General features: G+C 70.1%; 16 protein-coding genes. 6 read left to right on the top strand and 10 right to left on the bottom strand.

What is annotated here, in order from left to right; genetic code table 11:
- Positions 1-4 precede the first annotated feature (4 nt).
- From LHJ74_RS12495 to LHJ74_RS12480, 4 genes are all read right to left on the bottom strand, one after another.
- A complete protein-coding gene (locus tag LHJ74_RS12495) occupies positions 5-3,067 on the bottom strand; it encodes an alpha-mannosidase (protein ID WP_260218034.1) in 3,063 nt (1,020 codons plus the stop codon).
- Positions 3,068-3,166: 99 nt separating this feature from the next.
- A complete protein-coding gene (locus tag LHJ74_RS12490; protein WP_260218230.1) occupies positions 3,167-4,150 on the bottom strand; it encodes a LacI family DNA-binding transcriptional regulator in 984 nt (327 codons plus the stop codon).
- Positions 4,151-4,343: 193 nt separating this feature from the next.
- A complete protein-coding gene (locus tag LHJ74_RS12485) occupies positions 4,344-5,348 on the bottom strand; it encodes an ROK family protein (protein ID WP_260218033.1) in 1,005 nt (334 codons plus the stop codon).
- The gene (locus LHJ74_RS12480; RefSeq protein WP_260218032.1) at positions 5,345-7,057 is read right to left on the bottom strand and encodes a class I mannose-6-phosphate isomerase; all 1,713 of its coding nucleotides are present in this window, start codon (positions 7,055-7,057) and stop codon (positions 5,345-5,347) included. Before LHJ74_RS12480 ends, LHJ74_RS12485 begins: the two co-directional genes overlap by 4 nt.
- A gap of 290 nt (positions 7,058-7,347) precedes the next feature.
- Between LHJ74_RS12480 and LHJ74_RS12475 the strand changes: the two genes are divergently transcribed.
- From LHJ74_RS12475 to LHJ74_RS12455, 5 genes are all read left to right on the top strand, one after another.
- Positions 7,348-8,661: an ABC transporter substrate-binding protein gene (locus tag LHJ74_RS12475; protein ID WP_260218031.1), complete on the top strand. Its 1,314-nt coding sequence runs from the start codon at positions 7,348-7,350 to the stop codon at positions 8,659-8,661.
- Positions 8,658-9,617 (top strand): carbohydrate ABC transporter permease, encoded by a 960-nt coding sequence (locus tag LHJ74_RS12470; protein WP_260218030.1) that lies wholly within the window; start codon positions 8,658-8,660, stop codon positions 9,615-9,617. The genes LHJ74_RS12475 and LHJ74_RS12470 overlap by 4 nt, the downstream gene beginning before the upstream one ends.
- Positions 9,618-9,619: 2 nt before the next feature.
- Positions 9,620-10,480, top strand: coding sequence for a carbohydrate ABC transporter permease (locus tag LHJ74_RS12465; protein ID WP_260218029.1), 861 nt, complete (start codon positions 9,620-9,622; stop codon positions 10,478-10,480).
- Positions 10,481-10,529: 49 nt separating this feature from the next.
- On the top strand, positions 10,530-11,711 hold the full coding sequence (locus tag LHJ74_RS12460; protein ID WP_260218028.1) for a glycoside hydrolase family 76 protein: 1,182 nt from the start codon (positions 10,530-10,532) through the stop codon (positions 11,709-11,711).
- A gap of 63 nt (positions 11,712-11,774) precedes the next feature.
- Positions 11,775-14,900, top strand: coding sequence for a glycoside hydrolase family 38 N-terminal domain-containing protein (locus LHJ74_RS12455; protein WP_260218027.1), 3,126 nt, complete (start codon positions 11,775-11,777; stop codon positions 14,898-14,900).
- A 64-nt stretch (positions 14,901-14,964) separates the two neighbouring features.
- Here LHJ74_RS12455 and LHJ74_RS12450 read toward each other — a convergent pair whose 3' ends face one another.
- From LHJ74_RS12450 to LHJ74_RS12425, 6 genes are read right to left on the bottom strand one after another with little or no spacing between them, the layout of a single operon-like run.
- Positions 14,965-16,059 (bottom strand): M24 family metallopeptidase, encoded by a 1,095-nt coding sequence (locus tag LHJ74_RS12450; protein ID WP_260218026.1) that lies wholly within the window; start codon positions 16,057-16,059, stop codon positions 14,965-14,967.
- Positions 16,056-18,407: a glycoside hydrolase family 31 protein gene (locus LHJ74_RS12445; protein ID WP_260218025.1), complete on the bottom strand. Its 2,352-nt coding sequence runs from the start codon at positions 18,405-18,407 to the stop codon at positions 16,056-16,058. The genes LHJ74_RS12450 and LHJ74_RS12445 overlap by 4 nt, the downstream gene beginning before the upstream one ends.
- A 3-nt stretch (positions 18,408-18,410) precedes the next feature.
- On the bottom strand, positions 18,411-19,226 hold the full coding sequence (locus LHJ74_RS12440) for a carbohydrate ABC transporter permease (RefSeq protein WP_260218024.1): 816 nt from the start codon (positions 19,224-19,226) through the stop codon (positions 18,411-18,413).
- 1 nt (position 19,227) lies between these two features.
- Positions 19,228-20,196: a carbohydrate ABC transporter permease gene (locus LHJ74_RS12435; protein WP_260218023.1), complete on the bottom strand. Its 969-nt coding sequence runs from the start codon at positions 20,194-20,196 to the stop codon at positions 19,228-19,230.
- Positions 20,193-21,524 carry an ABC transporter substrate-binding protein gene (locus LHJ74_RS12430; protein WP_260218022.1) on the bottom strand — a complete coding sequence of 444 codons (1,332 nt, stop codon included), beginning with the start codon at positions 21,522-21,524 and terminating at the stop codon, positions 20,193-20,195. The genes LHJ74_RS12435 and LHJ74_RS12430 overlap by 4 nt, the downstream gene beginning before the upstream one ends.
- 37 nt (positions 21,525-21,561) lie before the next feature.
- Entirely contained in the window at positions 21,562-22,962 is a 1,401-nt protein-coding gene (locus LHJ74_RS12425; RefSeq protein WP_260218021.1) for a hypothetical protein, read from the bottom strand.
- 240 nt (positions 22,963-23,202) lie between these two features.
- Between LHJ74_RS12425 and LHJ74_RS12420 the strand changes: the two genes are divergently transcribed.
- Complete coding sequence (locus LHJ74_RS12420; RefSeq protein ID WP_260218020.1) at positions 23,203-24,033, top strand: DeoR/GlpR family DNA-binding transcription regulator; 831 nt, start codon at positions 23,203-23,205, stop codon at positions 24,031-24,033.
- The last annotated feature ends 27 nt before the right edge of the window (positions 24,034-24,060 follow it).

The following is a 24,060-nucleotide window of genomic DNA, read 5'->3' as shown; positions in this document are numbered from 1 at the left end:
CGGATCAGGCGCGCGGCGTCAGCCGCACCGTCACGATCTGGAACGGGCGCAGGACGAGCGGAACGCCGTCGGCGGTGACGGGCAGGTCGGGTCCGTCGGCCAAGGGCCGTTCGAGCAGGTCGGTCATGGTGGCGGTGGTCAGGGGGAATCCGGCGCGCAGGATCGTCGTGGCGCGCCCGCCGAGCGACTCGTAAAGACGCACGATCACGTCTCCTGAGCAGTCGTCCGCGAGTTTGACCGCCTCGATCACGACACCGCTGTTGTCGACCTCGGCCAGTGGGGCGACGACGGCTGTGCCGGCGACGGTACGTTCGGCAAGGTTGAAACGGTAGCCCTCGCGGACGGCGTCGCCGATGTCCGCGCCGATCACCAGGCCGTAGCGCAACCGGTGTTCGCCCTGGTCGGTCTCCGGGTCAGGGAAGAGCGGGGCGCGCAGGAGCGAGAGCCTGGCGGTGGTCGTCGTTCCCCCGTCGGGGCGGACGTCGTGGGTGACGTCGTGGCCGTAGGTGGAGTCGTTGACCAGCGCCGCCCCCCAGCCTGGCTCCGCGAGGTGCAGGAAGCGGTGGGCGCAGATCTCGAAGCGGGCCGCGTCCCAGCTGGTGTTGGAGTGGGTGGGCCGCTGGACGTGGCCGAAGGGGATCTCGCTGGTGGAATTGCCGGCCCGGAGGTCGAAGGGGAACGCGGCCTTGAGGATCTTCTCGCGCTCGCGCCAGTCGAGGGTGGTGTCGATGTCGAGCCGGCGGGCGCCTTCTCGCAGGGTCAGCAGTTGCCGGATGCGCGACCGGTTGACGCTCCATACGACCTCGATGCCCTCGTCGTGGGCCGTGACCTGGTCGGCTTGGGTGAGGTCCTGCACGGTGTTGCGGTAGAACGCGTCGACGTCCCAGGCGTCCCACTGGTTGGGGAAGTCCTGGTGGAGCTGGAGCAGGTTGCCCACCGCCCCGGGGGCGAGCGCTTCGCGTCCGGCTGCCAGGTCGTAGGCGGAGGTGATCAGTCCACGGGTGTCGACCGTGATCCGCACCAGACCGTTGTCCAGGACGAGGCTGCCGTTGTGGCCTGGTCGTACGGGCGCCGTCCGCAGTGGTGTGGTGCGGGGTGCGGCGGCGAGTGCGGGCACCCCGTCGCGGCTGTGCGGGGCGGCGTTGAAGACGACGCCGCCGCCATCGGCGTCTGCCGGTCCGGCCAGGGCACGCTGGGCGGTGTCGATGAGGGTGTTCAGTTCGCGGGCGACTTCCTTGTGTGCGTTCTCCGTTTCCCGGTGCACCCAGGCGATGGAGGAGCCGGGCAGGATGTCGTGGAACTGGTGCAGCAGGACGGTCTTCCATATCCGGTCGAGCGCGGCGTACGGATATGCCTCACCGGTCCGCAGCGCGGCCGTGGCCGACCACAGTTCTGCCTCCCGCAGCAGGTGTTCGCTGCGTCGGTTGCCCTGTTTGGTGGCAAGCTGGCTGGTGAGTGTGCCCCGGTGGAGTTCCAGGTAGAGCTCGCCGACCCAGACCGGCGCATCGGGGTATTCCTCGTGGGCCTTGGTGAAGAAGTCTGCGGGCCCCTCCATCTCGACCTTCGCGGAGCCCTCCAGGTTCGCGAGCCGGCCGGCGCGCGCCAGCATCTCGCGAGTGGGGCCGCCCCCGCCGTCGCCGTAGCCGAACGGCACCAGGGAGCGGTTGGCAGCCCCCTTGTCGCGGAAGTTGCGTTCGGTGTGGCCGATGTCGGCACCGGAGAGGTCGCCGTTGTAGGAATCGACGGGCGGAAAGTGGCTGAAGACACGGGAGCCGTCGATGCCCTCCCACCAGAAGGTGTGGTGCGGGAACGCGTTCGTGGTGTTCCAGGAGATCTTCTGCGTCAGGAACCAGTCGATGCCGGCGAGCTTCATGAGCTGGGGCAGCGCGGCGTTGTAGCCGAAGGTGTCGGGCAGCCACATGTCGCGCGTCTCCACGCCGAACTCCTCCAGGTAGAACCGCTTGCCGTGGACGAACTGGCGGACCAGGGACTCGCCGCCCGAGAGGTTGGTGTCGGGCTCGACCCAGAGACTGCCGGTCGGCAGGAACTGCCCGGTCGCCACCTTCTGCAGCACCCGGGCGTACACCTCGGGGCGCTGCTCCTTGAGCCAGGCCAGTTGCTGGGCCTGTGACATGACGAAACGGAAGTCGGGGTGGTCGTCCATCAGCGCGGTCACGTTCGAGACGGTGCGGGCCGCTTTGCGGACTGTTTCGCGTACCGGCCACAGCCAGGCTGTGTCGATGTGGGCGTGGCCGATGGCCGAGATGCGGTGGGCGCCCGCGTGCGCCGGTGCGGAGAGCGCAGGGGCCAGCAGCGTCCTGGCCTGTCCGGCGGTGCCGCCGATGTCCTGGAGGTCGATCGCGTCGAGGGCTGTGCTCACCGCGTACCGGATCTGGCTGCGGCGGGTGGAGTCCTCGGGCAGTTGGTGCATGAGCCCGGACAGGACGTCGAGGTCCTGGACGAGCTCCCAGACGGTCTCGTCGAAGACGGCGAGATCCATGCGGGTCAGCCGGTACAGCGGTTCACCGACAGGCCCGGTGTGCCCCTCGGCGCGCAGCCAGGGGGCGACGTCACCGGCGCGCGTGGGGACGAAGGGGTCGCCCGCGGTGTCGGAGTCGAAGATCAGGGGGTTGGCGGCGGCCTCGATGTGGAACTCGAAGTCCTCACCGCCCTCTGCCCGTTCGGCTATGAGGAGCCAGGTGTTGCGCGGGTTGAGGGCCTTCACGGGGGTGCCGTCGGCGCGGTACACGAGTCCTTCGGCGGAGAAACCGGGCTGGGTGGCGCCGAAGCCGAGGTCGAGCACCGCTTCGACCCGCTCCCCCGCCCAGTCGGTGGGGACGGTGCCACGGATCCTGAACCAGCTGGTCGACCAGGCCGGGCCCCAGTACTCGCCGGTGCTGACCGGCTTGTAGGGTCCGGCGATTCCCTCGCTCACGGGGGCGGGTTCGCCAAAGACGTGGTGGACGCTCACCTCGAGCGGGAGGCTTCGGACGTGGACTGCGGGCCTGAGACGCTGGTCGAGTACCCGGGCGAGCCGGCGTTCGGTCAGCGTGCGGTCGTCGTGCATGGAGACTCCAACGAAAATTGCGCGCGTGCAGCGCAGGTCCGTCCGCTGCCCGTCGCGGGCAGCGGTGTCCCGCAAACGGGCGGGCGGACGGTGCAAGGCTTACGGTCGGTCTATCCCGTACCGGATGACTTCGGTGGGGACCACGGAGCGTCGTGCGGGCAGTGGGGTGTGGGGGCCTGCGTTTATGCGGTCGATGAGCATCTGGCCGGCCCTGCGTCCGATCTCGTCGGCGTCGTAGGACGCGATCGTCAGCGGGAGCCCGAGGACGTCCGCGAGGTCGAAGTCGTCGAAACCGGCCAGGGCCACCGGGACTTCGAGGGTGCGGACGGCCCGGATGGCGCCCTGGGTCAGACGGTTGTTGGTGCAGAAGAGGGCGGTGGGGGCGTCAGGCTCCCTCAGCAGGGCGACGGCGGCGCGCTCGGCCATGGCCACGTCGGCCAGTCCGCGGCGGATGTGGCGTTCGTCCGGCTCCAGGCCGGCTGCCTCATGGGCGGCCCAGTAGCCGCGGAAGCGTTCGGCACCGGTGTAGAGCGCGGGCGGGTTCCCCAGGAACCCGATCCGCCGGTGTCCGTCCTCGATCAGCCGGCCGGTGGCCGCTTCGGCTCCGCCGAAGTCGTCCACCAGTACGCAGTCGGCGTCCATTCCCGCCGGCGGCCGGGAGGCGAGGACGATCGGCATGCCGCGCAGCGCGGCCGGTGCCAGGTGACGGTGGCTGCCGCCCGCCGGAACCACGATCATCCCGTCGACCTGACGGGCTGCCAGGTCCTCCACGAGCCCTCGCTCCCGGTCGACCTGTTCGGCGGTGTTGCCGAGCAGGACTCGCAGACCGTGTTCGTAGGCCACCTCCTGGACGCCGAGCGCCAGTCGCGAGTAGAAGGGGTTGGCCAGGTTGGTGACGACGAGACCGATCATCCCGCTGCCGCCGACCCGTAGACGGCGAGCGGTTTCGTTGCGCCGGTAGCCGAGCGCGTCGACGGCGTTCAACACCCGCTCCCGGGTGGCTTCGGTGACCCTGGGGTCGTCCTTCAGCACCCGGGAGACGGTCATCGCGCTGACCTTGGCACGGGCGGCGACGTCACGCATCGTCGGCGCGGCGGCGTCACTCGGTCGGTGCTGCGCCACGGCCGGTCCTTCCTTCGTACCGTCAGGGGGCCTGTGCCGTCGGGGAGCTGCCGGAGTCGCAGGCGCCGTCATTGTAGAGAGTGCCCGGCCTGTGGCGCCGTCCGCCCCGGCAGACGGATCCGGCGGCTCCCTGGCGCGCGGCGGCACTGTCTCCTCACTGGTGAGCCGAGCGGCAGGCGTCGAAGGGTGCGGGTTCGGCCGCCAGGGGGTCGGGCTCCGGCGGGCCGCACCCCGTCCGACGCCTCAGGGCCCAGTGGGCGGCACCGATCAGGGGTGCGTCGTCGGGCCGTCGGGCGGCACGCAGGTCCATCGCGGCGACGCGTGCATCCGCTCCCGGTCCGGCGGCCTCGGCCCCGGTGGTGAGTCCGGAGCGCAGCGCGGGGCCGATGAGGTCCCAGGACGCGGCCATGGAGCCGCCGACGACCATCACGTCCGGCCGGAACACGGCGCACCAGGGTGCCAGGGCACGCCCCAGCGTGGTGAAACACCCGCTGATCGCCGCCGCGGCGTGCCGGTCTGCTCCGCGGGCCAGCGCGGCGATGGCGCTGACGTCCGGGCCTTCGGTCCGCCCGTCCAGACCTGCGGTCCGGGCGTACCGCGCGCGGATCGCCCGCCGCGAGATCACCTCCTCCAGCGGCAGTCCGTCGACGGTGATGCGGTGGGCCCGGCCTCCGGGCGGCACGGTGGGGCCTTCCGTGACGGGGCGTCCGTCGTGCAGGAAGGAGGATCCGACGCCGGTGCCGAGCGTGACGCACAAGGACCGGTTCCGCCGTACCGCCGCCCCGCTGTGGTGCTCCCCGATGGCGAAGGCGTCCGCGTCGTTGAGGAAGCTGATGGCGCGCGGGTGCGGCAGCCGATCACGCAGTCCCGCCCCGACGTCGATATCGTGCAGCGACTCGAACTTGCCGATGCCCCGGAATCTGCCGATGCCGGCCGCGTAGTCGAACGGTCCCGGTACGGCGACGCCCCAGCGCGCTCGGTCGGGTGCTGCGATGTGCCGGGCGGCCGCGGCGAAGGAGTCGAGGATCTCCGCGGCGCCGGCATCGGCGGACACCGGCCTGCGGACGACGGAATCGGCGACCGGCAGGCCGGTCGTCATGTCCACCAGGGCGGCGGTGACGTGGGTGCCCCCGACTTCCAGTACGGGCACCCGCGTCATGACGGTGCCACCAGGGACTTGACGACCTGCACGGGCCGTGCGCCGACGGGGTGGAGGCGATAGCTGCCCACGGCCGCCGGCACGGTGAGGGTTTCGGCGAACGCCAGGTCGTGGCATCGGCCGTCGGCGGTCTCCACCACCACGCCGTCACCGGCGGCGACGTTGAGGATGTGGAAACGGCCCTCGGTGTCGTCGTCGGCCGGCCCCGTTCCGTCGAGCACGAAACGGTGGACCACGTAGAACATCTCGGGCAGCGCGCCGAGGACCTCCTCGCGCCAGCCCGCGCCCTCGCGCAGGAGGCGCGGCTGCTGGACGAGATCCTCGATGACCTCGCTGCCGCGCCGGCCGGTGTCGAGGTTGGCGAAGGCGTGACGGTGAGACAGCGGCCGGGGCACCCCGGAGGCGGAGCGGCGCAGCCAGTCGTAGAAACGCAGGGAGTAGAGGTAGGGCGTGGCGCTGATCTCCAGCACGAGGTTGCCCGCACCGGAGATGTGCGGCGTGCCGGCCGGGATCATGAACAGCTGGCCGGGGTCGGCGGGGAACGTCTGGACGTGATCCTCGACGCGCAGCGGTGTGCCGTGCGTCGCCGACGCCTCCACTTCCTTGCGCAGGACGTCCACGTCGGTACTCTGCCGCAGCCCGAGGAAGACCAGGGCTCCGGGGTCGCTCGCCGTGACGTAGTAGGTCTCGTGCTGGGTGTAGGACCAGCCGAAGTTCTCCCGCATGTACTGCTCCTGCGGGTGGCAGTGCAGGGAGAGGTTGCCGCCCCCGACGGTGTCGAGGTAGTCGAAGCGGATGGGGAACGAGGTGCCGTAGCGCTGGTGCACGTCCGCGCCGAGGAACCGTTCGGGGTGCAGGACGCACAGGAGCTGGAAGGGCAGTTCCACCAGTGCCCCGGTGTCCTGGCCGACGAGGACGCCCGCTTCGGGGGCGATCAGCTCGTAGCCGAGGGCGGTGTTGCCGTTGTCGGGCTCGAAGCCGAGCTTCTCGGCGGCCCACTGGCCGCCCCAGGGGGTGGAGTTGAAGTAGGGGCGGGTGCGCACGGGCTGCTGGGCGAGGCCGGCGAGGGTGGCTCGGACCGCCTCGCCGTCCAGGGAGGCGGGGGCCTGCGGTTCCTGTACGTCGATCCACCGGTCGATCCTGGGCGCGAGCGCATCACGGTGGCGGTCGGTGACGGGCCAGTCGGTGTAGAAGAGGCTGCGCAGTTCGCCAGGTACGTCCACGCGCCCGAGGTTGACGCCCACGGGCAGCGTCTGGGAGGCGACAGCGCTCTCGGCGTACCGCTTGGGCAGGTCCGCCCACCAGATCAGATCGGGCGAGCAGAGGGCGGCGCCGGGGCCGAAGACCAGCAGGACGCCACTCGTGGGACGCTCGACGGACAGTCGGCCGTCGAAGAGGTCGGCCATCTCGAACTCGGCGAGCGGCAGGAAGAACGCGTCGGTGTCGGCATCAGGGACGCACAACCGCTCGACGGCTGCCGGTGACCAGCGCTCACGCACATCGAGGACGGCGGCCTCGACGGACTGTTCCCGCAGGGCTGTGGCGATTCCCCGGGCGGCCTCGTTCCAGTCCAGGGCCGCCGGCCCGTCCAGGGCGAGCACGGCCGGCCGGGCGGGCAGGGTCGCGACTGCGTCCTTCCACCCGGTGACCACGGTGCCGGCGGCCGGGTAGCGGGGGTTGCGTTCGTAAGGACGGGGCTCTGAGTGCACGGGTACTCCTGAGGAGGCGAGTGGGGGCGACCGCAGGAATGGTATCGATAACCAAGGAGCCGAACAAGGTGAAGACTTATCTGTGAGACATAACCACAGCTAGAGAGGGTTCCTCGGTGGATTCTCGTCTCAGAGTCTTGTTTCAGCCCCATGGTGTCGTTAACATCCTGGCAATCCGAACCGCCAATGCCGTGCGGTGCGGCGAGATCTCTCGGAGGGGGCCATGCCCCCTCACCCGCCACACCCCAGAGCCAGGGATCCCTGCCCGGGATCCAAAGGGAAGGGAACCCATGAGATCAAACGGCGGGGCGACACAATGGTCGTCCCACCCGCTTGGCCGCCGCAGCGTCCTGGCGGGCATCGGAGCGGGCGGTGCGGCCGCGCTGGCCGGCTGCGCCCGCGGCGACAGCACCGCGGTGAAGCCGGGCACCACCTCGCTCGCCAACGACAACGCCACCTGGGACCAGGGCTACGTAGCGGCCGGGCGGGAGCTGAAGAAGCTCACCGGCTACGCGCTGCGTCCGCTGTCCAACCCGAACCCCACGTCGTACAAGCAGGTCACGCAGATCTCGCTGCAGACGACCAAGGCCACCGACATGATCAAGTGGGCCTCGGGGTATCTCCTCAAGTCGCTGGCCCGCACCGGAGAGCTCAGCGACCTCTCCTCCCTATGGGCTGACTACGAACGCAGGGGCTGGGTCACCTCCCAGGCCCGTGAAGCGATGTCCTACCGCGGCTCCGTGTACGGGATGCCGCTCTACGAGTCGTACTACGTGCTCTTCTACAACACGGCCCTCTTCCGCAAGCACGGCCTGCGGGCGCCCGGCACCTGGGAGGAGCTGCTGCACAACGCCGAGGTGCTGAAGAAGGCGGACATCGTCCCGTTCGTTGCCACGCAGAGCGGCAACTGGCCCGCCTACGAGTGGTTCCAGGAGCTCGTCAGCAAGGTGGACCCGCAGTTCTACGCGGAGTTGATCAGCGGGAAGGCGCATTACACCGACCCCCAGGCGAAGCAGGCTCTGCAGATCTGGCAGGACTTCATGCGCAAGGGCTGGATGACGCCGGCGGACTTCGACCAGAACAACGGTCCTGCCGCGCTGAAGGCCGGGCAGGTCGGCATGTTCCTGCACGGTTCCTGGCAGTCGCAGGGGATCGCTGCCACCGGGATGAAGCCGGGCGTCGACTTCGACGCCTTCGTCATGCCTCCCGTGGAGTCCTCCACCCGCCGCTCTGTCATCACCGAGTCGGGTGTGCTCGCCGTCCCGCGCAAGGCCGTCTCGCACGAGGCGGCGATGGCCAACGCGGCCAACTGGCTCGACCCGAAGGTCCAGAAGGTGTGGACCGACTTCCTCCAGGATGCCTCGGCCAATCCGCGCTCCCGGCCCGGCAACCCGGTGATGGCCGGTCTCAAGGACCGTGCGCAGCGGGAGCGCTGGACGCTGCTGCCGCGCTACGGCGAGTCGGGCCCGCCCAACCTCATCCAGGGAAACACCGACGACTTGGGGAGCTTCATGACCGGGTCCTCCTCCGCCGAGGGCACGCTGCGCAGCATGGCGGGCCGGGCGGCCGAGGAGTGGGCCGCGTGGGAGAGGGACGAGGCATGAGTTCTTCCCTCGACCAGCGCAAACCACCGCTCCCCGGCCCGCGCACCTCGTCCAAGCCGGGCCCCGCGGACTCCCCTCCCCCGCGCCGGTCCGCCCGGCGGCTACGGGACAGGCTGGCCGGGGCCGGATTTCTGGCTCCCGCCGTGCTCCTGGTCAGCACACTGCTGCTGCTCCCGTTCGCCACGACCGTCTACCGGAGCTTCTTCGACGACCGGCGCGTCTCGGGCTTCGCCGGTCTCGACAACTACGCCCTCTTCCTCAACGACCCGGTGCTGACCCGCTCGATCCAGAACACCCTGATGTGGGTGGTCGGCACGGTCGTACTGCCGCTCCTGCTGGGTCTGGCCATCGCCGTGCTCACACACGGCGGCGGGTGGTCCCGTGCGGCCCGGCTGGTCGTCGTCCTTCCCTACGCTCTGTCCGGATCGGCCGTCGCGGTGGTGTGGAACTTCGTCCTCACCACCGACGGCGCCGCGAACCAGGCGCTCAGGGCGTTCGGCATGGATGCGTTCGCCCAGGGGTGGCTGCTGGAGTGGCCGGGCAACACGCTGGTCATGATCCTCGCCAACACGTGGCAGTCGGCGGGCGTCGCGGTGATCCTCTTCCTGGTCGGTCTCCAGACCATTCCGCCCGAAACCCTCGAGGCCGCCTCCCTGGACGGTGCGTCGGGCTGGCGGAGGTTCTGGTTCGTCGTGCTGCCCCAGCTGCGGACCGTCTCGGTGATCGTCGTCGGCATCAGCCTGGTCAACGGGCTCAAGTCCTTCGACCTGATCTGGGTGCTCACGCAGGGCGGGCCCGGACGGGAGTCCGAGACGCTCGCGGTCTCGATGTACCAGGAGACATTCCTCGCCCTGCACCCCGGAGCGGGCGCGGCCGTCGCGGTCGTACTCACCACGATCGTGCTGTTCACCTCGTGGCTGTATCTGCGGCGTCAGCTGACCCCGAAAGGCAACTGATCATGCCCACCATCCCCGGCACGCCGAGGCGTGCCCCGCGAACGCGGCCCACGCCCGGCCGCATCCTGCGCAACACCACCCTGGTGGTCATCTCCTTGGTCTGGGCACTGCCCACCTGGCTGCTGCTGGTCAACGCCATGGTGCCGGCCGCCGACTACGGCGGTGCGCCCCACTGGTGGCCGCAGGGCTTCGGTCTCTTCGACAACATGTCGCAAGCCTGGACGAAGGCGGATCTCGGCCCCTCCATGGGCAACAGCCTGCTCTACGCCGTCACCAGCGCCGCCGCCGCCATCGTGGTGGCCACCACCGCCGCGTTCGCGACCGTCATCATGCCGGTCAAGCACAAGACGCTGTGGTTCTGGCTGATCTACTCGGGAACCCTGCTGCCGCTCCAGGTCTTCCTGCGCCCCCTGTTCCTCGCCTACGCCGACACCGGGCTCTACGACGCCCAGTTCGGGCTGTTCCTGGTGTACGTGGCCATCGCCATCCCGTTCGCCTACTTCATCATGCGCAACTTCGCGCTGACGCTGGCACCGGAGATCATCGAGGCCGCCCGGATGGACGGTGCGTCCTGGTGGCGGGTCTTCTGGCAGATCCACGTGCCGCTGTCCAGGTCCGCCATGGTGGCCGCCTTCGTCTTCCAGTTCGTCGCCGTCTGGAACGACCTGCTGTTCGGCATCACGCTGTCCACCAGCAAGAACATCCGCCCGGTCATGGCCGCGCTGGCCGAACTCCAGGGCAACTACTCCAACGTGGGGCCGCCGGTGGTCCTCGGCGGCGCGCTGCTGGTCTCGCTGCCGACAGTCGTCCTCTTCTTCTCCGCACAGCGCTTCTTCGTCAGCAGCCTCAAGCTGCACGGCTGAGCAGCATCCCCGACGCCCCTCACCGTTCCACCTTCCCGAAAGGCAGACCATGGTGAAGACACCTGTACGCGCCACGCTGGCCCTCGCCGTCCTCTCCGGAGCGCTGTTGGCGAGTCCCTCCGCCGCAGCCGACAGCGACCGGCAGACCTCGCCCTCCACCTGGGCCCACCGCGCCGAGGTCACCTACGACTCGTTGCAGCAGCACCTCTACCAGGGCCCGCAGGAGCACGGCCTGTACCTGGAGAAGACGCCGCGCAAGGAGGGGGAGAACCCCCACTCGTACCTCTGGCCGCTGCGTGAGGTGGCCGCCGCCACCGTCGACATGACCGAACTGCCGCGCGGCGGTGCGCGCTACAAGCGCGATGCCGCCGAGCGCTTCACGACACTGCGGCTGTACTTCAACCCCCGCGACGGCAGGTCCGGATACGACTCCTACCTGCCCGCCCCGCTCGGTCAGGGCGGCGACGTCTTCTACGACGACAACGCCGTCGTCGGACTCTCCTTCCTCGACCAGTACCGGGCGACCGGCAAGAAGCTGTACCTGGACCGGGCGCTGGAAACCTATGCGGTCGTCAGCCGGGGCTGGGACGAGGACCCCGCCAAGCCGTGCCCCGGAGGCATGCACTGGGTCGACTCGCCGGACAACACCATGCGTGCGGCCAACGTCACGGGACTGTCCGCCCAGCTGGCCGCCGAGCTCTACGCCATCGACCACGACGAACAGTTCCTCGCGAGTGCGAAGAAGTGGTACGAGTGGAACTGGTCGTGCCTGCGGCAGTCCCCCGGCCTGTACAACAACAGCCGCGACGACGACGGCACGGTGAACACCACCCTGTGGTCGTACAACTCCGGCGCGATGATCGGCACCGCGACCACGCTCTACCGCGCGACCGGGAACCAGAGCTACCTCGACCGTGCCGTCGAGGACGCGAAGGGCTCGCTCACGTACTGGAAGCAGGGCGACCGGCTGCACGACCAGCCGGCGATCTTCAACGCCTTCTACTTCGACAACCTCCGCATCCTGAACGAGGTGCGGCCCGACCGCGCCTACCGAAAGACAGCCGCCACCTACGCCGAGCAGACCTGGAAGGACAACCGGACACCGTCCGACGGACTGTTCCGCTTCCAGCCCTCCGGCGGCGGCGACCACGACCCGGCCGCGCAGTCCGAGACACTCGAACAGTCCGCGATGGTACAGATCTTCGCCGGTCTCGCCACCGACCGTTCCTGAGCCTCCCCCACCCACGCCCCGAGCAGCACGTCCCGGCACCGCACACGAGTGGAGACCTCTCCCATGCCCCGCCCCGCACTTGCCCGTCCCTCCTGGTGGGACTCGAACATGGCCCGAGACATCCTGCGCGAGCGCGCGGTGTCCGCCGAGGGGGTCCTCGGCGGACACCGGGTCAGGCTCTCCTGCGAGCCGCTGCTGCGCCACGACGGCGCGGGGGGCCTGCTCCAGTCCGTCCGCGTGAAGGTGGGCCGACCGGTCACCCGTGCCCGCGTCACCACCGTCACCGGGGGTGCGCTGCGCTGCGACGTCCTGCCGGGGCCGGGCGGAGACACCCGGCTGCTCGTTCCGGAGGTGGACGCTCCCACACCGGTCCTCGTCGAGCTGCCTGAGCTTGCCGCCGGAGAAAGCACCGAGGTACTGCTGACCCCGCAGCGGCACTGGACGCTGCACCTGGTCCAGCACGCCCACCTGGATATCGGCTACACCGACCCGCAGAGCACCGTGCTCGCCGAAGGGCGCAAGTACCTCGATTCCCTGCTCGAACTGTGCCGCACCACGGACGACTGGCCGGACGAGTCGAAGTTCCGCTGGGCGGTCGAGGGATTCTTCAGTTACGAGAACTGGTCGCAGAACCGGCCGCCGCGGCTGGTCGCGGAATTCCTGGACCGCGTGCGCGAAGGACGCATCGAACTGGCCGCGATGCCCTTCAACCTCCACACCGAGACCTGCTCCACGGACGAGCTGCACGAACTGCTGCGTCCCGTACGGGAATTGCGGGAGCGGGAAGGCATCGACATCACCACGGCCATGCAGACGGACGTGCCGGGCCAGGTCGTCGGGCTGCCCGACGTCCTCGCCGGCAGCGGGATCCGCTACCTGTCGGTCGCCCACAACTGGGCGGGGCGCGCGGTGCCGCACCACGTCGGCGGCCAGGACCTGCCGCGCCTGTTCCGCTGGCGGGTGCCGAGCGGGCGCGAAGTGCTGGTATGGCGTACCGACACCCCGCACGGCCTCGCCTACATGGAGGGGTCGATCATCGGTTTCGACGAATCCTTCGACCGGGTCGACGACCTGCTGCCGAACTACCTCTCGGCACTGACGAACCACCAGTACCCGCACGAGGGGCGGGGCATCCCCGGGTTTCCCATCCTGGACGAGGAGTTCAAGGGCGACCCGTACCCGTGGGACTTCCTGCACCTGCGGGTCCTGGGCAAGTTCGCGGACAACGGGCCGCCGCGCCGCATCATCGCGGACACAGTGCGCCGGTGGAACGAGGAATGGGCCTTCCCCGTCCTGCGCACCTCACGCAACGAGGACTTCTTCACCGACGCCGAAGAACGGCTCGGCGACCGGATCGAGACGTTCGAGGGCGACTGGACGGACTGGTGGGTCGACGGCGTCGGCGCGGGGGCCGTGCCACTGGCCGCCACCCGCGACGGGCAGGCGGCGCTTGCCGACGCGCAGACCCTCGCGGGGTACGCGGAGATCCTGGGGGCACCGGATGGGGCACGGATCACCGAAGCCGCGCCCGAGGTGTACCGCGCGGCCTCGCTGTTCAACGAGCACACCTGGGGCGCCGGCGACCCGTGGACGCACGGCGACCACGGCCATGCCTCGGGCGAGCGGCAGTGGCACTGGAAGTACGCCCAGGCCCTGCGTGCCCACGACGGGGCGCACACCCTCCTTGATGCCGCGAGCGCGGCACTGGGAGAGCGCCTGGCTCCGCGCGAAGGGACGCTCGCCGGCTACTACGTCGTCAACACGTGCAGCTGGGAGCGTTCCGAGACAGTCCGGCTCTTCCTCCCCGAAAGCACCGTGCCCCTCGCCGACCCGGTGCGGGTCGTCGACTCCCGCACCGGCACACCCCTGGAGATGGTGGAGGAAGAGCAGAGCAACGAACTCCACCGGGCGGCCGGCCGCTTCCTGCTGTTCCGGCTGGCCGACGTACCGGCCCACGGAGCAGTACGAGTGGACATCGAACCCGCTCCGTCCCCCTCGCCTCTCATGGCGGAGAGCGGCTCCCCGGCCGACGCCTCCACGGTCCTGGAGAACGAGTTCCTGCGCGTCCACGTCGATCTGCCGTCCGCCTGCATCGACTCGATCCTGGACAAGCGGACAGGGAACGAACTGGTCCGCCAGGATGCCACCGTCGGCTTCAACGGGTACCTGTACGACGAGTACGCCACGGCCGGCGGGTTCAACCACCAGTCGAGCAAGACCACGGCCGACGACTCGATGCACCTGCTGGCCACGCGGAAGACGGCTCCCCCGGCGGCTCTGGTGGAACGGACCTCGGACGCGACCGGCGAGACCCTGGTCTACGAATGCGCCCCGGCCGGCACCCGACGGCTGCGGGTCAAGGTCCATCTGCCGCGCGCGAGTGCGCGGATCGACCTGGAGAACCGGATCGACAAGGCCGCGACCCTGACAAAGGAGAGCGCGTTCTTCGCCTTCCCCTTCGCGATGCGGTCCCCGGCCGTCCGGATGGAGGCGACCGGCGGAGTCACTGGGACGGGGCTGCCCACGGTGCCCGGTTCGGCCCGGCACATGCGGGCGATACGCCGCTGGGTCAGCCTCCAGGAGGAGGCCACGAGCGCGGCGCTGGCCACTCAGGACGCACCGCTCATCCAGGTGGGCGGGGTCGCCATCCCTTATGTGCCGTATCCGCAGTCTCTGGCGCAGGAGGAGCCGGGGACGGTCTTCTCGTGGATCCACAACAACATCTGGGACACCAACTTCCCCTCGGAGCAGGAGTTCGACCATGTCTTCCGCTACAGCGTCGGATGGCAAAACGCACCGGCCCTCGGCGGTGCGGTGCTCGGCATGCGCACGGCCGCCGTCGGCAGCCGGCCTCTGCTGGCGATACGGGCCGGCCGGGCGGCCGAACCCGGCCCCGGCACCTCCTACGCACTACTGGCCCTCGACGACCCGCGCGTGCGCGTCGTCGGTCTGACCGTGCCGGAACCGGGGCGTCTGCTCGTTCGCCTGCAATCCTTCGCCGAGGAACCCGTCACCTGCCGGCTGACTCCGGGCTTCCCCACCACCGGAGCCATGTCTGCCGACTACCTCGGCGCCGTGTCCGCCACACTGCGCGCCGGGGCGGACGGCTCCCTGCCCGTACCGGTGCCCCGGCTCGGCACCACGGCGGTGTCGCTGACGACGGGAGACACGCCCCGCGGCACGGAGTGACGCGTCCGCATGCCGTCGGCGGCTTCCACGGAACAGGCGCAGTCTCGGCGATGCCGAGGCAGGTTCAGCGGATCAGCACCCCAGGGCGGTCGCGGCCCCCGACCCGTACCGTCGGCCAGCGGTCGTCGTGCACCAAGGTGCGCACGCCGCCCGCCAGCACCAGGGCGGTGTCCTCCACCTTCCATCCGCCGCCACTGGGGTTCCAGGCGACGGCACTCCCCTGCGCGAGGAGCTCCGCCGAAGCGTGATGGGCCGGGAACTCGCGCGGCTGCGTACCTGAGAAGCCGCCTTGGTGGTGCCGGTGCCACTCGTCGGGCGGGAAGCCGTTCGCCGTGTACGCGGTCACTCCGGCGCCGAAGACCGCGCCCAGCCGTGCGCCGGGCAGCGACGAGTCCAGGAACGCCCGTTCCACCTCCAGCAGCCGCTCATAGCGGCGCTGCTCGGACGCGGTCGGCGCGCCGAACGACACGAACCGCGTGATGCTGGCGATGAGGCCGTGCCGGCGGCCGCAGGCCACCAGCATCATGCGGCGGGTGGCCGCCCGCTCCGTGGGCAGCGGGTGGCGGTGCCGATCGATACGTTCGTCGGCCGCCACCAGCAGCACCACCGGGTCCAGGCCCCGTTCCAGTAGCGCGTGGGCCAGGTCCGCCGCCGCCGCCCGCTCGGTGCGGCCGGGAGTCAGCCGGTGTGCCGTGTCGGTCGCCGCTTCTGCGGTGTCCCGTGCGACCTCGGCCAACTGGTCTTGCTGGCGTCCGGTCAGCACGCGGCGGACACGGGCGATCTCCGCGGTCAGTGGTATCTCGTCGAGGCGTGGCATGTCCGACCCGGTCCGGGGCCCGGACAGCAGCCGGTCGTCCCGGCTCTCCCACCAGGGCACGGTCTGCCAGTCGGCGTCCAGCCCGGCGAGCTCGGTGTCCCGCAGCCTGGGCGCCTCGATGGCGTTGGCAACCACGGTCAGCTGACCGGTGCCCGTGATCAGCAGCACGGTGAAGCAAGCGGTGTCCAGTGTCTGCGGCACGTGGGTGCGAGCGCCCAGCAGCCAGGCGAGGGTGGCCGGTGCCCGGAGTATCAGTGTGTCCAGGCCGTGCCGGGTGCCGAGTGCGCACAGCCGGTCGCGTTTCTCCGGGAAATCGGGTGCCCCGGTGAACTCCGCGCTCACCGTTCCGCCATGTGCCGTACAACCCGTCCGGCGAAGGGCTGGTCGCCTTCGGCACGCACCACGTCTCCCTCGACCCGTACGTCGAACGGAGACCCGTCGAAGCCGGTGAATTCGCGCAGGCCGTCCGCGGCGCCGTACAGGTGGAGTTGCCAGGGCCGGTCCGCCAGGTCGTCGGTCGAGCGGACCGTGTCGTCCACGGCCAGCCGCGGCAGCCAGCAGCCGTCCCGCACCAATACCGGCATGCGCTCGAGGCCGACGGTCTGCTCGGCGTGCCCCGGCCCGGTGTGACGTTCGCCCGTGAGCAGGTCGGTCCAGCCGCCTTGCGGCACCCAGAAGCGGCGGCGTACCGGGCCGGGGCCGTCGTCGAAGACGGGTACCACCAGCAGGTCCGGGCCCAGCAGGAAACTGTCGTCCACCGAGCCGGCCACGGGATCGTCCGGGAACTCGAGCGCCAGGGGGCGCAGCAGCGGCCAGCCGTGTTCGGCGGTCTCTCGTGCCACCTGCCAGAGATACGGAAGCAGTTCGTACCTCAGGCGTACCCAGCGGCGCGCGATCTCCAGCGCCCGGTCGCCGAACGCCCATGGCTCTCGGGGGCGCAGCCCGTGCGCTCGCATGAGCGGGGACAGCGCGCCCAGCTGCGTCCAGCGCACGTACAGTTCGGGTGTCAGTTCGGGACCGAAGAAACCGCCGATGTCGTGGCTCCAGAAGCCCGGCGCGCTGAGCGCGTACGAGAGTCCGCCGCGCACCGTGGAGCGCATCCCGGCGACCGTCGACTCCGCGTCCCCTCCCCACTGGCCCGGGTAGCGCTGCGAGCCCGCCCAGCCCGACCGGCCCCACACCAGCGGGGGGCGGCCGGTGCGGGCAGCGATCGCGGACGAGACGGCTGCGTTGTAGCGCAACGGGTAGAGATTGTGCGCGTGGTGGGCCGGAGTGCCGTCGGCCGGGGCCGTGCGGTCGGGCAGCCCTTCGCCGAAGTCCGTCTTGAACACCGCCACGCCGTCGTCCAGGAACTCCGCGTGCAGGTCCTGCCACCAGGTCACGGCCTCCGGATTGGTGAAGTCCACCAGGGCGCGGGGCCGTCCGTCCGGAGAGGGGGTGCCCGCCACCTCGGCCGGTTCGCCGTCCGCGCCCCGTACGAGGTAGCCGCGCTCCCGGGCCTCCGCGTGCCGGGGCGAGGCGGGATCGAGATACGGGAGCTCCCACACCGACAGTCGCAGCCCGCGTGCACGGAGCCCGGCGACGAAGGCCGCCCGGTCGCCGAAGCGTTCGGTGTTCCAGATGAAGTCGCAGTTCAGCCGGTCCACCACCAGCCAGTCCGGGTCCACGTGCAGCACGTCGCAGGGCACCGCGTGCTCGCGCATGGTGTCGCCGACCTCGTTCATCTCGGCGGCGCTGTGGTAACGGCAGCGGCCCATCCAGTAGCCCAGGGCCCACAGTGGCGGTACGGCGGCCCGACCGGTCAGTGCGGTGTAGCGGGACAGCCGCGTCTTGGGAGAGGGAGAGCCGATGATCCACAGGTCGAGCGCCTCGTCGTCCACCGTGAGGCCGAGGACGTCCGGGCGCCGGTGGCCGACATCGGCGGTGACCACGGCACCGGTGTTGAGGAAGCCCAGATAGCCACTGCTGGAGTGCCAGACCGGCACCGGCTTGTAGGCCATGCCCGTGCCGGTGCCGAGAGCGTCCTCCACTCGCAGCCGCAACCGCTGTCCGTTCTTCACGAGCGGGCCGAACTGTTCACCGAACCCGGTGATCCGTTCGTCCGGGCCCAGTTCGAGGTTGAGTACTGTTCCGGAGTCTCCGGCGAGCACGGGCGGGGCCATCGGGAACCCGGCCACCTGTCGCAGCCGTTCCCCGGTACGCAGCAGCGTGCGTCCGGTGGCGGTGTCCTCGACGGCGACCGCGAACGGCCGCCGGGTCAGGCGTACCCGCATTCTGCCGGTGTGCAGGACGGTCTGTGCGGTGTCCGCCATGCCCGGGCCGCTCCCGCCGGGGCCCACCGCGACGTCGGCTGTGCGTACGCGGGGTGCGGGCCCGTGGGTGCCGTCCAGCACGATGCCCAGCCAGCCGGGCTCCTCGCCGAGCACTCGCGCGCCCTCGGGGGCGAGGGTGATCCGGACGGCGTCCTCGCTGCCGAACGCCACCCGCAGCACGAAGCCGCGCGGATCCAGCGGGGGGACCGGCAGCTTCGGGAGGTTGGGCATGGTGGTCTCGATGCCCTGGTCGGCAGCCGGTTCGCCGGTCAGGTAGCCCGGCGTTCCGGGAAGTTCGACGCAGCGGACGGCACGTATGGCGCACTCCACGCCGCCCTCGTAAGGGCGCACCGCCGTGATCTCACGAAGCAGGTACACAGGTCACTCCTTGACCGAGCCGGCGGTCATCCCGGCGATGAAGAACCGCTGGAGGAAGATGTAGCCGACGACGAGCGGCAGCGAGGCCACCACGACGCCGGTGAACAGCAGCGGGTAGTTGGTGAGGAACTCGCCCTGGAAGTTCAGCAGTGCCAGCGGCAGGGTGCGCTTCTCCGGGTCGTTGATGAACAGCAGCGGATACAGCAGCTCGTTCCAGTGGATGACGAGCAGGAAGATGGCTGTGGCGGCGACTGACGGCAGGGACAGTGGCAGCGTGATCGAACGGTACGTCCGCCACGGCCCGACCCCGTCCAGCGCCGCGGCCTCGTAGATCTCGCGGGGCAGCGCTCTCATGAAGCCCGCCAGGATGAACACCGCGACGGGAAGCGTGCTGACGATGTTGATCAGTACCAGGCCGGTCAGGCTGTCGGTCAGGCCGAGCACGTCGAAGAGCACGAACTGCGGGATCATGTTGGCCTGCGCGGGCACGGACATGCCCAGTACGAGGAAGCCGTAGACGGCCCAGCCCGGCCAGCCGGGGATACGGGCCACTCCGTACGCGGCCAGGCTGCCCAGCAGCAGCGTCAGCGTCACGGAACAGGTGCTGACCACGGCGCTGTTGGTGAACGCGGTGCTCAGGTCCCCGCTCCCCAGCACCTCGCTGTAGTTGCTGAACCGCCACTCCTCGGGCAGCGAGAACGGGTTGCTGAACAGGTCCGAGGTGGACTTGAAGCTGCCGGCGAGCATCACCAGCAGGGGCACCAGGACGAGCGCCGCGTACACGCCGAGCAGCGCACGCCGTCCGATACGGGATCCCATCTCACGCTCCTGACTGGGTGAGCTTGACGGTCCGCCGCTGGATCACCGTGACGAGTGCGATCAGCGCCATGAAGACGATCGACTCGGCGGCGGCGTAGCCGAACTCGGAGTTGGCGAACGACGTGTAGATACGGGTCGACAGGATGTCCAGCGACCCCTGCGGCGGATTGCCGCCCAGTCCCAGCACCAGATCGAAGGCCTTGAACGACTGGATGGTGGTGTACGCGATCACGATGCTGGTGGCCGGGGCGATCATCGGCCAGGTCACGTGCCGAAAGCGCTGCCACCTGCTCACTCCGTCGATCGCGGCGGCCTCGTACAGCTCCCGGGGGATCTGCTGGAGACCGGCGATGAAGATGACCATCATCTGGCCGGTGTGGAACCACACCTGGGTGAGCGCCAGGAAGTAGATGGCCTTGCCGTCGTCACCGAGGTACGAGCTGGTCAGCGCGTCCAGCCCGACGCCTTCCAGCGCGCCGTTGGCGAGTCCGAAGTTCGGGTCGTAGATGAACTTCCAGACGAACGCGACCGAGACGCTGGAGAGGATCGTCGGGAGGAAGAACACCGCGCGCAGCAGCGTGGAAGAGCGGCTGTTGCGGGTCAGCATGGATGCCAGTACGAGCGAGAACAGCGTTTGCAGGACCACCACGACCAGCATGAACTTCAGGCTGTTGGACATCGCGTTGGAGAACAGGTCGTCCCCGCCTGCGAGCTGCCCGAAGTTGTCCAGGCCCACAGAGTCGTAGTCCGCGCTGTAGCCGTCCCAGTCGGTCACCGCGTACTGGAACGCCTGCACCGTGGGGATGGCGAAGAAGATCACGTACAGGACGAGTGCGGGCAGTGGGAAGAGATAGAACGCCGGGTGCCCGTAGCGCCTGCGCAGACTCCGGCGCCGGTGCGCCACACGCTCGGGGAACGGCGGGTCCGCCGCCGGGCTGGGGCCGGTCTTCACCGGGCTGGGGGCGCTCACTTGCGCCGCCGCTGGTCGACGACCCGCTGGGCGGCGTCGGCGGCCTTGTCGGGGGACGTGCCGGTGAGGACATCCGCACAGGCGCCCTCCACGGCGTTGAGCATGTCGATGTCCTCGATCTGGTAACGCGGGGCCAGCATCGTGCGCTTCTTCAGCCAGTGCTCGGTTGCGCGCAGGTCCTTGTTCTCGTACGTGACCCCGGAGACCGTCAGGTGCTGGGCGGTGCCGTTGGCGTAACGGGTGGCCACCGACGGGGTGGACAGGTACTCGACGAAGCGCAGCGCGGTGGTTGCGTGCTCGCCGGCGGCGTTCACCCCGAGGATGAAGGTGGCGTTGTGCGTACCCACGTAGCGTGGCCGCTCACCCTTGTCCACGGTGATCGGCGGGACCAGGTCGATCGGGAACTTGGCGTCCAGCTGCCGTACGGCGGCCATGTGGTAGGAGCCGGTCGACAGCATCGCCGCGGAGCCGCGGGCGAACATCTGCTGGGCGGGCTCGACTTGTGTGCCGGACGCGTTTTCCTGCACGAAGGGGCGCAGCTGCGCGTACTGGCCGAGGAGGGCGAGGAACCAGTCGTCGGTGACCTTCGCCTTGCCGGACGCGATCCGTGCGCAGGCGTCGTCACTGGGCGCGTTGTTCATCACCATCGAGTTGAAGAGCTGGCCCGCGTTGCCCGGCTCGGCGCCCGGCCAGGCCAGCGGGACCTTGCCGCGCGACTTGAGCTTGTCGCAGAGATCCAGATAGCCGTCCCAGTCCTGCGGCGGATCGGCGTAGCCGGCCTTCTCCAGCAGGTCCCTGTTGGCCAGCGGCATCAGGAACACCAGCTGGTACGGCAGCCCGAACAGCCGCCCGGCATCGTCCCGGCCGCCACGGCTGTGCTGCGGCAGGTACGCGTCGGCGAACGTCTGTGCCGACAGCTCGGTGAACAGACCGGCATCCAGCATGTCGGTGAACTGCGCGCCACGGAAGGCGGTCAGCACATCGCCGACTGCGCCGCCCTTCAGCCGCTGCAGGGCGTTGGCCTGGTAGTCCTGCGCCGGGGAGATGTCCTGCTGTACCCCGCTGCCGCGGTTGCCCGCGGTGAAGTCGTCGATGATCGAGCCGAGGACCTTCTTGTCCTCGGCCCTCCAGTGCGCGAACGATATTTGGGCGTCCGCTCGACCGCTCACCGGCGGCAGGACGTCGGAAGGCGCCCCCTTGCTCCCCCGGCCGCCGCGGGTGGAGCCCGGACCCACGCAGCCCGCCGCGGCGGCGACGGTCCCACCGGCGACGGCGGCGCTCAGCAGTCCGCGGCGACTGAGACCGTACGGCCGTGAATTCTCGGTCATGCTTGCTCGTCCCTCCTCGTGAAGCCGATGAACACCGTCACCACTCGGTGACGGGGATGCCGAGCAGGTCGGCGGCGGTGCGCAGGGCGGGCCGTACGTCGCTCCAGGCGAGCACGGTGTGATGCGGAAATCCACCTGTGACCAGGGACTGGACAAGGCCGTCGGCGGGCCGGTCCACCCGTACCTCGGCGGTGTTGCCCTGAAAGCGGTTCGGGGCGGGCAGCGACTCGCCCGCGGCGATCAGCAGTCGGAGCCGGCCGGGCCGTGCAGGGTCCTCGGTGAGCCGCGTGATCACCACGGGCCCGGTACGCAGCGGGAAGTTCCCGGCCACTCCCAGCTTGCGGTTGCAGTGCACCGACTGGGTGGCGTTGGCCGGGTCCGCGGCGAGCGAGGTCGCGGCGGCGCCGCAGTGCCACAACCGCAGCACGTTGCGGTCGCTGTCCACGTCGACCGTGTCCACCAGGTACGTCGTGCCCGCGCCCAACGACTCCATGAGCAGCATGGTCACGGCCCCGTAGACGTCCCGTTCGCAGGCGGTCGGGGTTCCCTCGTCCGCGAGCCTGGAGAGCGCCGAGCAGGGACACGCACCGAGCCGGGTGGGGAACTCCGGCCAGCAGCGGACTGCCGCGGCCGCCAGCTGGCGGTCGGCGGTCCAGTCACGCAGGGAGGTGGTGACGGCGGCCGCGAGCCCGGACTGCTGGTGGTCCACCTGAGCCAGGCTCGGCTGGGCGGCGGTCGCGGCCTCCCGTTCGGTTTCGCGTTCACCGGGGTCCACTCGCTGCGCCGCGTCGATGGCGGCGTCCACGGTCAGCCTCTCCATGGTGATCCCGAACAGTTCCGCCACCAGTTCAGGGTCGTACTCGCTGGGGGTGAAGCCGGGCGGAGCGTCGCCCACCAATCCGATGCGGCGGCCGCGCAGCCGCTCCAGTCCAGCCCGCACGGGCTCCTCCGCGGCCCGTTCACCGTGGACCGTCTCCAGGACGGGAGGCGCGGGCAGCTCTCCGGCCAGGGCGCAGGCCAGGGCGTCACGTACGGCGGGCTCGTCCGGGTCGCCGTGGATCAGGCGGACGGTGCCGCCCTCGCGCACCACGGCGTGGGCGAAGAGGTTCGCGCCGCAGAGGGAGTTGAGCCACAGCCGATCGCCGGTCTCGCCGGGCTCCCGGAAGGCCCAGAGCAGCAGGGGCCGGTCCAGACCGGTGTAGAGCCGGAGCGCGGGGGTCGCGTCGGAGAAGGTGGCGCAGACGTTGACCACGAGGTCGGCTCCGTCCAGGGCCGGGGCTGCCGCCTCGACGTCCTCGGGGGTCATGACCAGTTCTCTGGGGCCCACGACGTCCGCGCCGAGACTGGCCAGCAGTTCGTGGGCCGAGTCGGCCCGCACCCGCGCCTGATCGGTGGCGAAGGTGGGCCTGGCCGTGGGAATGAGTGCGACACGCGGCATTGCGGGCCTTCCTGACGAGCGGTGCGGGTCCGGCGGACGGCCGCAGAACCGGCGGAGAGTGGATGTCTCGTGCGCTGTCTGTTAGAAATCCAACATGAGATGTTGGGACTTTAACGCTGACCGTGGCGTTGTCAAGGGTTCGCTGCGGAGTGAACATCGGGGTACGCCCCGTGAGTAAGGTGGCGATGTATGAGTCGGGACGGGCGTGTGAGCCGTGGGCGCCGAATCAAGGAAGGGCACATGACTGACGCAGTGCCGCGATACGACACGGCCACCGGGCGACGCGACGCGATCCTCAGCCGACTACAGGCCAGCGGCTTTCTTTCGATCAGCGACCTGAGCGGCGACCTCCAAGTCTCCGACATGACCGTACGGCGTGACCTGCGGCTACTGGAGGGGGACGGTCTCGTACGGGTGGTGCGCGGCGGAGTCAGCCTGCCGCTGGGCAGCCAGGTCCCCGCGTTCTCCGGGCGGGCGGACGCACACCACGACGCCAAAGTGCGCATCGGCGCTCGCGCGGCCGAGCTGGCAGGTCAGGCCGACGCGATCGCGATCGATTCCGGGACCACCCCGTGCGAGCTGGTCGCGGCGCTGCCGCAGGCGTTCACCGGGTCGGTGGTCACCCACTCGGTGCCCGTTCTCCAGCAGATGCTGGGCCGCCCCCCGGCCCGGGTGGTGGGACTCGGCGGCGATCTCAATCCGGAGAGCAGGGCCTTCGTCGGACCGATGACGGTGGAGGGCGTGGCCCGGCTGCGGGTACGGCTGTTCTTCATGGGAGCGGCGGCCGTGGACGAACGGGGAATCTACGTCAGCACCGACCTGGAACGGCCCACCAAGCAGGCACTGATGGGTATAGCCGACGAGGTCGTGCTGATGGTGGACCACTCGAAGATCGAGGCATCAGCGCCGGTGCTGCTCTGTCCGCTGGAGGCGGTCGGCACCATGGTCACCGACCGGCCGCCGGCGGCCGGTCTGGCGGCGGCCCTTGATGCCGCCGGGGTGCGGGTCTGCGTGGCGGAGGGCGTTCCGGCGGGTGTCGTGGCGGACACGAACACGGACCCCGAGGCATGACGCTGCCCCACCACTGTGCACTCCGCC

Source organism: Streptomyces gossypii, assembly GCF_025165795.1.
GTDB classification, from domain to species: Bacteria; Actinomycetota; Actinomycetes; order Streptomycetales; family Streptomycetaceae; genus Streptomyces; species Streptomyces gossypii.
This window is presented reverse-complemented; position numbering and strand designations above follow the sequence as displayed.